The 14,559-nt window shown below is 47.6% G+C and carries 13 protein-coding genes and 2 riboswitches; of the genes, 11 read left to right on the forward strand and 2 right to left on the reverse strand.

Features of this window, described 5'->3' with window-relative positions; translation table 11 throughout:
- Positions 1 to 47: 47 nt before the first annotated feature.
- Positions 48 to 461, forward strand: a complete 414-nt coding sequence (locus tag WH37_RS00795) for a hypothetical protein (protein ID WP_046228655.1) — start codon at positions 48 to 50, stop codon at positions 459 to 461.
- Between the two features lie 50 nt (positions 462 to 511).
- Complete coding sequence (locus tag WH37_RS35240) at positions 512 to 676, forward strand: hypothetical protein (protein WP_156182199.1); 165 nt, start codon at positions 512 to 514, stop codon at positions 674 to 676.
- A gap of 307 nt (positions 677 to 983) precedes the next feature.
- Here the strand turns inward: WH37_RS35240 and corA are convergent, their stop codons facing one another.
- Entirely contained in the window at positions 984 to 1,919 is a 936-nt protein-coding gene (gene corA, locus WH37_RS00805) for a magnesium/cobalt transporter CorA (protein ID WP_046228657.1), read from the reverse strand.
- A 388-nt stretch (positions 1,920 to 2,307) separates the two neighbouring features.
- Positions 2,308 to 2,414, forward strand: a riboswitch (SAM riboswitch).
- Between the two features lie 105 nt (positions 2,415 to 2,519).
- Here corA and metA point away from each other — a divergent pair.
- The 4 genes from metA to mqnC all read left to right on the forward strand — a co-directional run bounded on the left by metA (position 2,520) and on the right by mqnC (position 7,233).
- Positions 2,520 to 3,437 (forward strand): homoserine O-acetyltransferase MetA, encoded by a 918-nt coding sequence (gene metA / locus WH37_RS00810; RefSeq protein ID WP_046228658.1) that lies wholly within the window; start codon positions 2,520 to 2,522, stop codon positions 3,435 to 3,437.
- 26 nt (positions 3,438 to 3,463) lie between these two features.
- Positions 3,464 to 4,627, forward strand: coding sequence for a PLP-dependent transferase (locus WH37_RS00815; RefSeq protein WP_046228659.1), 1,164 nt, complete (start codon positions 3,464 to 3,466; stop codon positions 4,625 to 4,627).
- 4 nt (positions 4,628 to 4,631) lie between these two features.
- Complete coding sequence (locus WH37_RS00820; RefSeq protein ID WP_046228660.1) at positions 4,632 to 5,804, forward strand: trans-sulfuration enzyme family protein; 1,173 nt, start codon at positions 4,632 to 4,634, stop codon at positions 5,802 to 5,804.
- 292 nt (positions 5,805 to 6,096) lie between these two features.
- The gene (mqnC, locus tag WH37_RS00825) at positions 6,097 to 7,233 is read left to right on the forward strand and encodes a cyclic dehypoxanthinyl futalosine synthase (RefSeq protein WP_046228661.1); all 1,137 of its coding nucleotides are present in this window, start codon (positions 6,097 to 6,099) and stop codon (positions 7,231 to 7,233) included.
- Between the two features lie 192 nt (positions 7,234 to 7,425).
- Here mqnC and WH37_RS00830 read toward each other — a convergent pair whose 3' ends face one another.
- Positions 7,426 to 8,265, reverse strand: coding sequence for a MerR family transcriptional regulator (locus tag WH37_RS00830; protein WP_082110603.1), 840 nt, complete (start codon positions 8,263 to 8,265; stop codon positions 7,426 to 7,428).
- A gap of 127 nt (positions 8,266 to 8,392) precedes the next feature.
- Here WH37_RS00830 and WH37_RS00835 point away from each other — a divergent pair, with 127 nt between their 5' ends.
- The 5 genes from WH37_RS00835 (at position 8,393) to WH37_RS00855 (ending at position 14,553) form a co-directional block, all read left to right on the forward strand.
- The gene (locus WH37_RS00835) at positions 8,393 to 9,892 is read left to right on the forward strand and encodes an MFS transporter (RefSeq protein WP_046228663.1); all 1,500 of its coding nucleotides are present in this window, start codon (positions 8,393 to 8,395) and stop codon (positions 9,890 to 9,892) included.
- Positions 9,893 to 10,052: 160 nt separating this feature from the next.
- A riboswitch (FMN riboswitch) is annotated at positions 10,053 to 10,201 on the forward strand.
- 150 nt (positions 10,202 to 10,351) lie between these two features.
- A complete protein-coding gene (locus tag WH37_RS00840; RefSeq protein ID WP_046228788.1) occupies positions 10,352 to 11,323 on the forward strand; it encodes a DMT family transporter in 972 nt (323 codons plus the stop codon).
- Positions 11,324 to 11,426: 103 nt separating this feature from the next.
- Positions 11,427 to 12,368, forward strand: coding sequence for a putative sporulation protein YtxC (locus WH37_RS00845; RefSeq protein ID WP_046228789.1), 942 nt, complete (start codon positions 11,427 to 11,429; stop codon positions 12,366 to 12,368).
- Between the two features lie 126 nt (positions 12,369 to 12,494).
- Positions 12,495 to 13,178: a response regulator transcription factor gene (locus WH37_RS00850; protein ID WP_046228664.1), complete on the forward strand. Its 684-nt coding sequence runs from the start codon at positions 12,495 to 12,497 to the stop codon at positions 13,176 to 13,178.
- A complete protein-coding gene (locus WH37_RS00855) occupies positions 13,171 to 14,553 on the forward strand; it encodes a sensor histidine kinase (protein WP_052736732.1) in 1,383 nt (460 codons plus the stop codon). Before WH37_RS00850 ends, WH37_RS00855 begins: the two co-directional genes overlap by 8 nt.
- The last annotated feature ends 6 nt before the right edge of the window (positions 14,554 to 14,559 follow it).

Raw genomic sequence — 14,559 nt, forward strand, 5'->3', positions numbered from 1 at the left:
TACGAAGCCCGGCGCCATTCCAATGACAAGGAATAGGCAGCCGGGCTTTGCGCTTTATTTTCAAAGGGACTATAAAAGTTAGAACTGCTGCATCGCTTGGCCTTGAATGGATGCACAAAAAATGGTTTAAATCGCGTGGCTGGCTTTATGTGTTATTGCATGGGTTATTTGGGCTTCCGCTTTGTTTCGTTTTCCCCTATATGGAACTGGGCTTATACGGCATAATCGCTGCTTTGGCATATGGCTGCATCGACAGGCTGTTATGGCGGAAAGCTTCTAAGAAAAAAGGGATAAGAACCCTTTTGCTTAATCCTGTGCTATTATTTGCTTTGGTGTGGGGCATTTTCTATTGGCTTTCCCCAGAAGTATCGTCTTTTACAGGGGTAACCTCTTTTACAGAAACAGATGCAGTTGCATTTGCTACAATCTCTAATGCAGGCACCAGCATCGAGGGGTTTTAGAGGCCAATATCGATTATTAATAGTATTCTGAAAGAAAAGGGGGTTCAAGTGTGGAAGCCTACAATGATTTAATGAAGCTCATTAAGTTAACGGGAGAGCGTGCTAAGCTGGAGGCGAAGGCAAATGGAACTTATGTGGTCTACAAAGACAAGATGGGAAACTTAGTGAAAGAACATTCTGATGGAAAGAAAGAAATTCTAGCGGAAGGTAATTGAGGATGTCCATGAGCTTATGTAAAAAAAGCGAATGTACTCCATAAATAACCGGCACAAAAGCAAATGAAGGCTTTTAAGCTGTAAAAAAGTAGAAGCCTGATGGAAAAGGCGAGCGGAGTGAAAGGTTTGAGATGGAGGAGCGCAGCGTACGCCTTTGCCTCTGAATTTTTACCGCAGCGCGGTATAATTCAAGAAAATTCAGAGGCAATAGCGGCTGGAATCCAAACCTTTCACGCAGCGATGATTCTTTTCCATCAGGCTTCTACGAAACGGTCTTAATGATTCTCATTTGAGGTTGTGCCCAACGTCACAACCAATCCTTTTTGCGAAAAATAAAAAACATCCCAAAGCCCAGCGCAAGCATAATGCCGAGCAAAATGTAGGAACCGCCGCGCATATGCAAGCCGGGTATAAAGTCGAAGTTCATCCCGTAAATGCCGGTAATGAAGGTCAGCGGCATGAATATCGTCGTCATTGCGGTAAACACGCGCATAATTTCATTGGCTCGCGCCGATATACTGGACTGGTAAGCTTCTCGCAAGTTGCCCATCAGCTCGCGGAACGTATCAAATGTCTCGGCGATTTTGACGGCATTTTCATAAATATCGCTAAAATATTTTTGCAGCTGATCATCAATCAGCTTTAGATCGCGTTTGTTTAGCGTAGCGATAACGTCTTTCTGCGGGCCAAGCACCTTCTTGAGCCACAAAATTTCACCTCGCAAACCGATAATTTCGTTCAGATGCGATTTTTTCGTATGCATTAATATATCTTCTTCGAGTGTTTCGATCCGCGTATCAATTCGGTCCGCGACGAGGAAGTAGTTATCGACGACAATATCGACGAGATTATATAAAAAATAATCGGGACGGCTAACTTCCTGCTCCCACAAAATGGGCTTCAGGGAGCGCAGCTCATTAATTTTCTGCTTCGTAACCGTAATAATATAATGGCGGCCAAGAAAAATGTTCAGCGCACGCAGGAATATTTCCTCATCATCAAAACGAATGCTGTTAATGACGATAAAATAATGGCTTTCATAAATTTCGATCTTGGGTCGCTGCTCCTCCTCGGTGAGGCAATCCTCTACCGCGAGGTCATGCATGTGGAACAAGGGCTGCAAAACAGCCAAATCCTCCACATCGGCATCAATCCAATAAAAGCCCTCCGGCGATGGAATGAGCGTATCAGCAATATCTTCAATAGGTGTAAACATGCCATTGTTGACCAGACGGATTTTCATCTGTGCATCTCCTCTCTGAAATGGACAGGAGGCCGCCTTTGCCGCTTGCACAGAGCGCTGTTAATTATAGAAAAACAGGGCGCAATACGCAGTGGCTGGGCAGCCGCCATATTCGGTTTTGTTCAGGCCTCGGTCGGTCGCCTTCCATGTCCGTATGCACTCCTTTATCATGTGAATTTTTGGATAGAAAACACCGATTTCTTCGGACAGTGTTTTAATCCTTGTCTAGTATACTCCCGCAGCAGCTTTACATTCAAGCGAAAAAACCGTAAATCAAGCCGAAAGATCAGCCTTAGATAGTATATGCAGTCCACAGGGTTGACGCGCCTGCCCGAATCCATTAAAGTATGCTTATAAGCAGCAATTCCATAAATTGAATAGAACTACTTTCTTATCAAGAGCAGGCGGAGGGACTAGCCCGATGAAGCCCGGCAACCGGCGTAAGCACGGTGCTAATTCTTGCGGAAACATTGCGATGTTTCTGAGAGATGAGAGAGGCGAACGCTTATTTTTTGAGCAAACGACCTTTTCTCTCGACAGAAAGGGTCTTTTTATATTTTTGGGAATGCTGATAATCACAAGAACAAGGAGTGATTCTGCATGCCAATCAAGGTTCCAGACCATTTGCCGGCGAAAGAAATTCTAAACAGTGAGAACATATTCGTCATGGATGAGAGTGTAGCTTACCATCAGGATATTCGGCCGCTGCGCATCGCCATTTTAAACCTGATGCCTGAGAAAGAAACGACGGAGACCCAATTGCTTCGCTTGATCGGCAATACGCCGCTGCAGGTAGAGGTTGTGCTGCTTCGTCCGAAGACGCATACGTCAAAAAACACGTCATACGAGCATCTGCAAGCCTTTTATAAAACGTTTGATGAAATTTCCCATGAATTTTACGATGGCTTGATTATTACAGGCGCGCCTGTCGAGCATCTTGATTTTGAAAACGTGAATTATTGGGAGGAACTGAAGGACATTATGGATTGGAGCGCCCGGCGGGTGACTTCGACCTTCCATATTTGTTGGGCCTCGCAGGCAGGACTTTACCATCATTACGGCGTGCCGAAATATGAATTGGATGCGAAGGTATTTGGCGTGTTCCCGCATACGATCGAGAAGCAGAACGTCAAGCTGCTGCGCGGCTTTGATGATGCATTTTTCGTTCCGCAATCCCGCCATACTGAGGTTCGCCGCGAGGATATCGAGAAGGTTGAACGTTTGGAAATTTTGTCGGAATCGGCAGAATCGGGCGTGTACATTGTCGCATCCAAGGATGGTCGTCAAATTTTCGTCAGCGGGCATTCGGAATATGATCCATTTTCGCTAAAAAATGAATATGATCGCGATAAAGCGAAAGGGCTCGACATCGCACTGCCGAGAAACTATTTCCCGGGTGATAACCCTGATGCACTGCCGGTTTCCTCATGGAGGTCGCATGCTAATCTGCTTTTCTCGAATTGGCTCAACTATTACGTGTACCAGCAGACACCCTTTGATTTGGGAGCAAACATCTAACTATATAATAGAAGGAGCAATAGCCCATGTTGAAAATCGAAAGTGAATTAGCGCAAATTGGTTCGCAAAAGGATACGGAAACCGGTGCCGTAAGCTTCCCTGTGTATCAGGCGACAGCTTTCCGTCATCCGAAGCTCGGACAAAGTACAGGATTTGACTACGCTCGTACAAAAAGCCCGACCCGCGCCGTATTGGAAGAGGCGGCTGCCAAGCTTGAGTCTGGCGACGCTGGCTTCGCATGCAGCTCAGGCATGGCGGCTTTGCAAACGGTATTTGGACTGTTTCACCAAGGCGACCATTTAATCGTATCGCTTGATCTGTACGGCGGCACTTATCGCCTGCTGGAGCGGATTATGTCGAGATATGGGGTTACAGCATCCTATGTGGATACGAACGATATTGATGCAATGAGCGAGCTGTGTACACCGAATACGAAGGCGGTACTGATCGAGACGCCAACCAATCCGCTAATGATGATTACCGACATCGAGCGTGTCGCTTCATGGGCGAAGTCCAAAAGGCTGCTGACGATTGTAGACAATACGCTGCTGACGCCTTTTTTCCAGCGTCCAATTGAGCTGGGAGCAGATGTCGTTGTCCACAGCGCGACCAAATATTTGGGCGGCCACAATGATGTGCTCGCTGGCCTCATTGTGACGAAGGGACAAGAGCTGTCGCAGGAAATGGCATTTTTGCATAACTCCATTGGCGCGGTTCTTGGACCGCAGGATTCATGGCTGTTAATGCGCGGCATGAAAACACTGGCGCTGCGGATGGAGCGTCATGAGTACAATGCAACGAAAATCGCGAACTACTTGCTTGAGCATCCTTCTATTGAAGAGGTTTATTATCCAGCTTTGCCGCATCATCCAGGACATGAGGTGCAAAACCGCCAATCATCGGGAAATACCGGCATTTTCTCCTTCCGCGTGAAGGACGCCCGCTATATTGAACCGATTTTGCGCCATATTCAGTTGATCGCTTTTGCAGAGAGCCTGGGCGGTGTGGAGTCGCTTATGACGTATCCAGCTGTACAGACTCATGCCGATATACCGGAAGAAATTCGCCGTGCAGTTGGCGTTGATGATAAATTGCTGCGCTTCTCCGTCGGCATTGAGCATGCGGATGACCTGATTGCCGATTTGGAGCAGGCGCTTGCCGCAGCAAAGCAAGAGATTGGGGAGGTATAGCAGCATGAGTGACAGACATAACAAAGAGGAATTTGCCAAGCGCCATTTTGCAACGAAGCTGCTTCATTTCGAAGGATCTTTTGATGAACAGACGGGTGCGTCCAGCACCCCGATTTTTCAGGCTTCGACGTTCCATCAAAGCGATTTGTCTCAAAACCCGCCTTACGATTACAGCCGTTCCGGCAATCCGACAAGGCAGGCGCTGGAGGATCAAATCGCGCTGCTGGAGGGCGGGACGCGCGGCTTCGCTTTTGCCTCCGGCATGGCGGCAATCTCGACAACGTTCCTGCTGCTGTCGGCAGGCGATCATGTCATTGTGACGGAGGATGTTTACGGCGGTACATATCGTCTGCTAACGACGGTGCTGAATCGTCTAGGCATGGAAACGACATTCGTCGATATGACTGATTTTGCAGCTGTTAAAGCTGCATATAAAGCGAATACGAAAGCGGTATTTATCGAGACGCCTTCCAACCCGACGCTGAAAATCACCAACATTTCGGAGGTGGCTTCGTGGGCGAAGGAGCATAACCTGCTGACGATTTTGGACAATACGTTTATGACGCCTTATTACCAGCGTCCGCTTGAGCTTGGCGTAGACATTGTCGTACACAGCGCGACGAAGTTTCTGAGCGGTCACAGTGACGTGCTGGCTGGACTGGCCGTAACGGCTGATCCAGAGCTGGGACGCAGGCTGTATCAGCTGCAAAATGGCCTCGGCGCTGTACTGAGCGCCCACGAATGCTGGCTGCTTATGCGCGGCATCAAGACGCTGCAAGCCCGTATGGAGCATAGCGAGCGCAGTGCGCGCAAGCTGGCGGAATGGTTGAACGAACATCCAGAAGTAACGAAGGTTTATTATCCGGGCCTTGCGGATCATCCGGGCCGTGAGGTTCATGAACAGCAATGCTCCGCCTATGGCGCAGTTGTATCCTTTGATGTGGGCAGTGGCGAACGGGCGAAAGCGATGCTTGGCCGCGTGAAGCTGCCGCTTGTAGCGGTCAGCCTTGGCGGCGTAGAAAGCATTTTATCGTATCCGGCGATGATGTCGCATGCGGCAATGCCAAAGGAAGTGCGCCATGAGCGCGGCATTACGGATGGCCTCGTACGCTATTCGGTAGGCCTTGAGCATATCGAAGATTTGCTTGCAGATTTGGATCAGGCTTTGCGCGGCTAACGGCTTCGTAAAGTGGAGGAAAAGACGGCTGTCATTACTGACAAGCCGTGTTTTTCCTTTTTAAAATATAGGAAAGGATACGATGTTCCCATCCTTTCTCTCTATTTCTCGGAATGAAACGCGCCGCGCCGCCAGAGGACGGCGACAGCCGTTTCACCTTGGCGGCTGTATTGCCTTTAAACGAAAGATGACGAATTAGTGCTTAGTATGATAAAATTAGCCTATACTTAATTAGTTTGTGAAAAAAAGCGCAACATCAAAACTACAGCGATAGATAAGGAGGTCTTGCGTAATGGCAACGTTGGACCAGATATTGGATAAGGCCCTGCGGGGTGAGCGAATAAGCTTGGAAGAATGTATTATTATGTTCGAATCCGACGAGATTGAGAAAATGGGTAAAGTTGCGAATGAAATTATGCTGCGCAAGCATCCCGAGCCTGTAACGACTTTCGTTGTAGGAAGAAACGTCAACTACACGAATGTGTGCGACGTTTATTGCAGGTTCTGCGCCTTTTACCGTGCCCCAGGCTCCAAAGAGGGCTATGTTCTCGATAACGAGACCATTATGAACAAAATTCAAGAAACAATTGACGTTAACGGAACCGAAATTTTGATGCAGGGCGGAACGAACCCGGATCTGCCTTTTACTTATTACACGGATTTGCTGAAGGAAATCAAGCAGCGCTTCCCGAACATTACGATGCACTCATTCTCGCCAGCAGAAATTCAGAAAATGAAGGAAGTTTCGGAAGGCTTGTCGCTGGATGAGGTTGTTCGTCAGCTGCATGAAGCGGGATTGGATTCGCTGCCAGGCGGCGGCGCGGAAATTCTCGATGACCGCACACGCCGTAAAATTAGCCGCAAGAAGGGCTCTTATACAGACTGGATCGATGTTATGAAGTCGGCCCATCGTCATGGTATGAATACGACGGCTACGATGGTTTACGGCTTTGGAGAAACGATGGAGGAGCGCGCCTTGCATTTGCTCCGTATTCGTGACGTTCAGGATGAATGTAAAGCGAATGGCTATGATTCCGAAGGGTTTACAGCCTTTATTTCCTGGCCGTTCCAGCCGGACAATACGAGAATGCCGATGGAGAAAGCGAAGCCGGAAGAGTATTTGAAAATTGTGGCGGTGAGCCGTATTTTCCTCGATAATATCGATAATCTGCAATCGTCATGGGTAACGATGGGTCCTGACATGGGTAAACTTTCACTGTCCTATGGCTGCAACGACTTCGGCAGCACGATGATTGAGGAAAATGTGGTGTCCGCTGCGGGCACGACGCACAAGGTCAACATTGAGCTGATCTTGAAGCTCATTCGTGAAGCGGGCAAGGTTCCGGCTCAGCGTAATACGCGCTATGAAATTTTGCGGATGTACAATGAAAGCGACAAGGCTGAGCAGGATTTTGTTATGCAAAATTAAGTTGTAGCGATCGAATATTTTTGGGCTGTTTTCGGCAAATAATGAAGCATCCATCCTGTTGTTCGACTGTGGTGACTATAACGCTTATCTAATATTTTATCCGCTAAGGGATAGATATGGATAAGCGTTTTTTGTCGTTTGGCAAAACATTTGACTCAGCGCGTATTTTCGTTAAAAAGTCGGCGAGGCACGTCAATTCGCGTTTCTCACTTTAGAAACCTCGACCGATATCTGCATGATATAGTTGCTCGGGTTTTTCTCTGCGATGTAGCTGAGCACCTCAACCGCGTATGCTTTTCCGCATACAGCCATCCCGTTACTCTCTATATATTTTTTTATAGTGGAGTACGTTTCAGACATGGTTTCATAAGATCCTCTATGATTCATGACAACATAGATACCTTTGGGTTTGGTGATCATTCTCTCTCCCGGTATCGGAGCCTTTAGCTTATTGGCAATAAAGTCCCCATAATAATCACCTGATTCAAAATGATCCTTCCCTAAAATGGTCCAGATAGGAAACTCGTGGTCAATAAATTGTTTTTCGCAATAGTTTCGATGTTCATTTAATTTGTGAGCAAACTCCTTGTCACCATCGCCCTGTTCCAGTTGTGTGGCAATGAAATATTCCTCTTCATATTCCGCCATCGACGGTCCATCATGAAGCTCTCCCTGGGCTTGCTCCGTCATTTCAATGGCGCCTTTTAAAAGTCTCTGCATCCGTTTTATTCTAATCTGTTCCATTTCTAGGTCATACAGTTTCTGTCTGAGCAGCTCTATGAGCAGAGGCGTGTTCTGATTTTGAATAAACCCCTTTATTTCCTGTAGGGAGCTTCCCGCCTTCTTCAGTACATTGATTATATCGAGGGCATAACATTGCTGAATGGAGTAAAAACGATAACCTTTTGAGTTTACAAATTCTGGTTTTAAGAGCCCGATCTCATCATAATGAAATAGGGTATGTTTAGTAACCCCGCAAGTTTTGGCAAGCTCACTGGTCGTAAAGTATGGGCCGTGGCTATCTGACATCATTCATTCCTCCACTACAATCTAAGAAAATGTAATCACGAAAATTGCACCTTAACAATTAACGCTTGACTATAGGGTAACCCTACACTTTAAAATAAAAGCAAGTTAACTTGTATCTTGGAGGAATATCATGTCTACATTCAAACGTTGGTTGGTTCTGGTTATCGTATCAAGCGCACTATTACTTATTGTGATGGATATGACCATCCTGTATACGGCATTGCCTAGTTTAACCCATGACCTCGGTGCGTCCGCATCGGAAAAATTATGGATTCTGAATGGCTATTCGCTCGTCATGGCGGGCCTGCTTCCAGCAATGGGAACGCTCGGAGACCGCTTGGGCCATAAAAAAATCTTCTCCCTCGGCTTGCTCGTCTTTACTGCGGCTTCACTTCTTGCTGCTTTCTCTCCCGATCCTTATGTGCTTGTGGTGGGACGGGTTCTTCTTGCCGTCGGAGCGTCTATGATGATGCCTGCTACATTGTCCATCATCAGAATCACCTTTACAAATGGACGTGAGCTTGGATTGGCGATCGGCATTTGGGGCTCTGTTGCTTCCGGAGGTGCAGGACTTGGTCCGATCGTAGGCGGACTTCTTCTAGAGCATTTCTGGTGGGGTTCGGTGTTTTTGATTAACCTTCCTATCGCCATTATTGCGCTTGTTTTGACGCTGATATATGTGCCAAATCATCCGGGCCATAAAGAAAAGAAGTGGGATTTGATCAGCTCCATCCAGATTATGATTGCGATGGTGGCAATTATCTATTCCATTAAAGAATTTGCCCGGCGTGAAGGGTCGCTGACATTTGCTATCGCGGGAGCCGTTATCGGGATCGCAGCTTTAATAATCTTTATTCATCGGCAAAATAGAAGCGAAAATCCACTTATTGATCTTTCCTTATTTAAAATAAATGGTTTCTCCGCCGGATTTATTACTGCTTTGGTCGGTACATTTGCGCAGTTGGGGGTTCAATATATTGTGACCCAACGGCTTCAATTGGTGGGAGGCCTGAGTCCTCTTCAAGCGGGGCTATATACGATAAGCGTACCGTTAGCAGCACTCATTGCGGGTCTGCTGACTGGATCGATCCTGCATCGCTATGATGTAATCCGTATTAAGAGCGCTGCTCTTCTGCTTGCCGCTCTGGGAATGGGCGTGTATCTTTTGCAATTTAATTCGGGCATTGCTGGGCAGATACTTGGACTGGCTCTCCTTGGGGCAGGCTTAGGAGCAGGGATGACAGCAGCATCGCATTCGATTATGAGCTATGCTCCCCCTGAGAAAGCGGGTATGGCGGCATCCATTGAGGAAGTAGCCTATGAGATGGGGGGAGCGTCGGGCATTGCGATCATCGGAAGCATGTCAGGCCTTGTATACACCTTGGCTATGAAAATCCCTGCTGGACTCCAAGTTCCGGGTAATGTAGAAGACAGCCTGGATGAAGCGCTTTTGGTTGCAGAAGGATTGCCCGCGCAGGCTGCCGAGGCGTTAAAAGAAGCAGGCCGTGCTGCTTTTAATCAGTCCTTTTCAGCGATTATTGCGGGGGTGGCCCTATTTTTGGTGGCAGCCTCGGTCATCGTCGGATTGACTGGAGCACGTTCTAAGAAAAAAAGCTCCGCCCAGTCCTGATCCGGTTAAGCAGGAAGGTAAATTATTAATTTGGTTGAGGGATAGATAGAATACAAGAAATGAAGTCGGAAAAAGAAGATCCCATTTCAAATGCAAATTTTCCAAACAAATAGACTGTTCAAACTGTAACCTTTTGTGTTACAATACGATTTAATCGAATATGAATCTTCAGGGCAGGGTGCAATTCCCTACCGGCGGTAAGGATGCGTTCGCAGCATCCAGAGCCCGCGACTCCTGGCTGCTTGCAGCCGGGACTGATCTGGTGAGAATCCAGAGCCGACGGTATAGTCCGGACGGGAGAAGATCAGAACCAGCTTGTTAAATGACTTTCATTTAACAGGTTTGTTGATGATGCCCTTGTCAGATTGCTGACAGGGGCATTGTTTCTTTTTCAAAGTGAAAAGAAGGTTCAATTCAAAACTTTCTTAGGAGGTTTTTGAATTGCAGAACACATTAGAGCTGGCTAGCGAGAAAGCGGGCTGGCGAACATCACGAATTGCGAGCATAAACGGTATATGGTATGTGGCGCTAGGTGCGACACTTTGGGGGCTTGACCCGCTGTTCCGTATTTTATTGCTCAAAAGCTTCACCTCGGCACAAATTGTATTTATTGAGCATGTTTTGCTCGCTTTTTACGCAATTCCTGTATTGTTTAAATTCCGTCGTACATTAGTCGGCAAGCTGTCGATTGGCGTCATCGGGGCGCTACTGTTTATTTCTTGGGGCGGCTCGGCAGTAGCTACCGTATTATTCACCGCTGCCTTTTCCCATGGCAGCGCCAATGCGGTGCTGCTGCTGCAGAAGCTCCAGCCGTTATTTGCAATAGTGCTCGCCAGAGTTATGCTGAAAGAAAAGCTGCCGCAGAAGTTTTTCATCTTTTTGCTAGCGGCGCTGGCAGGCACATATTTACTGACCTTTGGGTTTGGATCTCCGCTCGTTGGCCTGCATGATCTTGCCCTGCTCAGCTGCCTATTCTCGATAATCGCAGCGGCACTGTGGGGCGGCTCGACCGTCATGGGCAAATATTTGCTGCAAAAAAAATTGTCCTTTTCCATCGTGACTTCCCTTAGGTTTCTGCTGGCACTTCCGCTGCTCAGCGTCATTTTACTGGCAAGCGGCGACGCATGGAGCCTGAACGCGCAGGGCAGCCAGCTATCGCTCATTGCCGTCAATTTATTGTTTCAAGCCTTTTTCCCAGGCTTAATCAGCATGCTGCTTTATTACAAAGGACTTTCCTCAACTAAAGCTGTATACGCGACGCTTGCAGAGCTTTCCTTCCCTGCTGTCGGCGTATTAATTAACTGGCTCGTATTTGGCCAGACGCTGACGCTAGGACAGCTTAGCGGCTTCCTGCTCATTTGGCTGACCCTATGGCTTATGAGCCGCAGCAGCAATGAACAGGCCGCTCAACAGCCGCAAGCAGCAGCTTAAGTCAAACTCATTCAGAGCCCCTTCATTCCCAATGTCTTCATCGTATATCGGTGCTTGGTGCGCCATATACTGTTAGAGGGAAATGAAAGGGGTTGGCTTGTTTATGGAACTATTCACCGTTACGTTGCCTTCCAAGCTTCAATCAACGGCAGCTGGGTTAGCGGCCTTAATGGCGCAATATACGAATGAGGATCTACATATTGTAACAGCAACCAAAGGCCAGCTAGTGCAGTTCGATCTGGAGTCGGAGGGCACAATCAAGTGCCAGTCGGCAACGCCTTATTTTCAACTAAATAAGCATGGGGAAATGGTGTATCACAGCGCAGCCAAAGCGCTCGCTGAATTTGTTGTAGCCAATTTGGAATCGGAAATGCTCATCAGCATCATTAAGAAAAAATATCAGGGCGGCCATTCTACCGACGTCTCCGTTATTGAAAAATATTGCAGCCAGCTGATGCAGGATACCAATCTGGATGGCTTGAACGCCAAGTTTCTCGATGCGGACAGAAAGCGTCGCAAGCTTAAGGTAGCCGAGGAAATCGAACTGTATTTGAATGAGAATACGCGACTGGACCTTGGCGGCATCGCCACCTTCAGACTTCATGGGTATCGTCACGAGCTAGGTGACATTGTGGAATATGCCTTGGATGAATATGTGCTGGATAAGCAATATCAGGAGTTTATTTCTTTGCTTAAATATTTTGTGGGGCTGCAGCAGTCGAAGGTTGCGATGGTTCATTTGGTCCATAAAGGCAACCATGAATTTATTTTGTATAATGATCAATTTCAATTGTTTGAGCCAAAGCCGCATTCCGACCGTTTGGTTGCCGAAATGCTGGAGACGGAAATGAACATCGAGGACATGGTCATCAGCTCGCTGATCGCGGCGTCGCCGAAGCAAATCGTCGTTCATACACAGCATGTCGATATGCAGGTCATTCGTACGATTGAAACGATTTTTGATAACCGGGTATCGGTTTGCAGTGATTGCATGCTTTGCAACCATGCTTTGGGTGAATGGAACGACGGTGTTACTCAGCCATAAAATGAATCTGTTGCAGGCTCGCCGATCAACGGCGGGTCTTTTTTTGTTCCAATACATAAATAATACAAAAATGTGTATTACACTATGACATAGAACTGTACTTAAAATCGGGAAGAAGGAAGACGCATGACGACTGTACTGGTAGTAGATGACGATCAGCATATCCGGCAGCTGCTCTGTTTATATTTGGAAGATGAAGGCATGGACATTATAGAGAAAAGCAATGGCGCAGACGCTTGGGATTACTACTGCAATCATCCGGTTGATCTCATTATTCTCGACATTATGATGCCGCAGATGGACGGCTGGGAGCTGTGCAGAAGGGTACGCGAAGCGGGGGACAAGCCGATTATGATGATTACCGCCAAAGGGGAGGCGCCGGAGCGAATTAAAGGCTTTCGGCTGGGCACCGACGATTATATGGTGAAGCCTTTTGACCCGATGGAGCTGGTCATGCGCGTGAAGGCACTGCTGAAGCGGTACCGGATTTCAATTTCGCAAATCGTCAAGCTGGGACAGGTAACGCTCGACAAAACGAGCTATCAAATCCGTTTAAAAGATACAGGCTCAAGCGAGTCGATTCCGCTTAAGGAATTTGAGCTGCTTTTTTTGCTGGCAAGCTATCCGGGCAAGCTGTTCAAGCGCGATGCATTAATTGAGCAAATTTGGGGCTACGATTACGAAGGCGACGAGCGGGCGGTGGATACGCATGTTAAACGTCTGAGAGAGCGTTTTGCCGCGTATGAGCAGGATTTTAAAATCGTGACGATCTGGGGGCTGGGCTACCGGCTGGAGGTATACCGTGATTAAATCGCTGTATGTCCGCTTAATTCTTATGTTTGTTGCATCGGTTATGGCGAGCGTCATTTTAAGCTTTTTCATGACCCATTTTCTGTTTAGTTACAAGCTTCGCGACTTCGTTCAGGACAATTTAATTACAAGCGGCAAAAAGATAATCGAATCCTACAAACATTCGTATCCTAACAATGTGGATACTTTAATGGAAGGCATAACTGCGCTGCCGATTTCTACCTTTATCGTTTATGACGAGCAGGGAAGAGCGCTTCATGCAACGGACGAGATTGCCGAGCATAAGCTGAATGTGGATGAAAAAAATTTGCGCAGCGTGCTGAACGGCGGCGTTTACCGGGGCGGAATGGACAAAGATTATGATCGGCTCGTCGTAGGGCTCCCTTTTCAGATTGAAGGACATGCTTACGCCTTGTTTATAAAGCCTGAAACGAATAGCGTTGCCAACCTCGCTTTCGGCTATTTCCGCATGCAGCTTATTTTCGTTCTATTAATCGGAACGCTTCTCGTCATCGTCACCTCCCGCTATATGGTACGTCCGTTGAAGCATCTAACCTTGGCTACCCGCAAAATGGCAAAAGGCGATTTTAGCATCAGGCTAGCTACGAAACGCAAGGATGAGATCGGCGAGTTGACGACAAGCTTTAATCAGATGGCACAGGAGCTCGATTCGCTGGAGCGGGTGAGAAGGCAGTTCGTCTCGGACGTCTCTCATGAAATTCAGTCTCCACTTACTTCGATTAAAGGCTTCACAATGGCGCTTAAGCATAAAAAGCTAGATGAGGAAAGCCGCCTTCGCCTGCTCACCATTATTGAGGAGGAGAGCGACCGCCTATCCCGGCTGACGCAGGATTTGCTTAAGCTGTCCTCGCTCGAGCATGACCAAATTCAGCCGAATATGAGCAAATATCGCTTGGATGAGCAGCTTAAAGATGTCATGATTGCCAGCGAGCCGCTTTGGGCTGCCAAAAACATTAAGCTCGATCTGAACCTAGAGCCTGTAGCCATTTCGGCAGATGAAGATAAGCTGAGCCAGCTTTGGATGAACCTGCTGAGCAATGCGATTAAGTTCACAGGAGCTGGAAGGGTCATTTCGATTAACTTGGCGGCAAACCAGCATCGTGTGACCGTGTCGGTTGCCGACAGCGGAGCAGGCATTCCGGAGGAGGAGCTTCAGCATATTTTCAAGCCTTTTTATAAAATTGATAAATCGCGGGAGCGTGCCATTCCGGGAAATGGCATCGGCCTCTCGATCGTTAAGCGGATTGTCGAGCTCCATGCGGGGGAAATCAGAGTAGAGAGTGCAGTGGGCAAAGGGACGACGATGACAGTCGTACTGCCGCTCGTCCCTCCAGATAAATCCAATAAGGGCTGACAGCGG

It is taken from the genome of Paenibacillus algorifonticola (assembly GCF_000971975.1).
GTDB classification, from domain to species: Bacteria; Bacillota; Bacilli; order Paenibacillales; family Paenibacillaceae; genus Pristimantibacillus; species Pristimantibacillus algorifonticola.

What these genes read in the sequence shown, in the direction of transcription:
- corA (WP_046228657.1), bottom strand. Translation starts at nt 1,919, where the DNA reads ATGAAAATCCGTCTGGTCAACAATGGCATGTTTACACCTATTGAAGAT.
- metA (WP_046228658.1), top strand. Translation starts at nt 2,520, where the DNA reads ATGCCAATCAAGGTTCCAGACCATTTGCCGGCGAAAGAAATTCTAAAC.
- WH37_RS00815 (WP_046228659.1), top strand. Translation starts at nt 3,464, where the DNA reads ATGTTGAAAATCGAAAGTGAATTAGCGCAAATTGGTTCGCAAAAGGAT.
- WH37_RS00820 (WP_046228660.1), top strand. Translation starts at nt 4,632, where the DNA reads ATGAGTGACAGACATAACAAAGAGGAATTTGCCAAGCGCCATTTTGCA.
- mqnC (WP_046228661.1), top strand. Translation starts at nt 6,097, where the DNA reads ATGGCAACGTTGGACCAGATATTGGATAAGGCCCTGCGGGGTGAGCGA.
- WH37_RS00830 (WP_082110603.1), bottom strand. Translation starts at nt 8,265, where the DNA reads ATGATGTCAGATAGCCACGGCCCATACTTTACGACCAGTGAGCTTGCC.
- WH37_RS00835 (WP_046228663.1), top strand. Translation starts at nt 8,393, where the DNA reads ATGTCTACATTCAAACGTTGGTTGGTTCTGGTTATCGTATCAAGCGCA.
- WH37_RS00845 (WP_046228789.1), top strand. Translation starts at nt 11,427, where the DNA reads ATGGAACTATTCACCGTTACGTTGCCTTCCAAGCTTCAATCAACGGCA.
- WH37_RS00850 (WP_046228664.1), top strand. Translation starts at nt 12,495, where the DNA reads ATGACGACTGTACTGGTAGTAGATGACGATCAGCATATCCGGCAGCTG.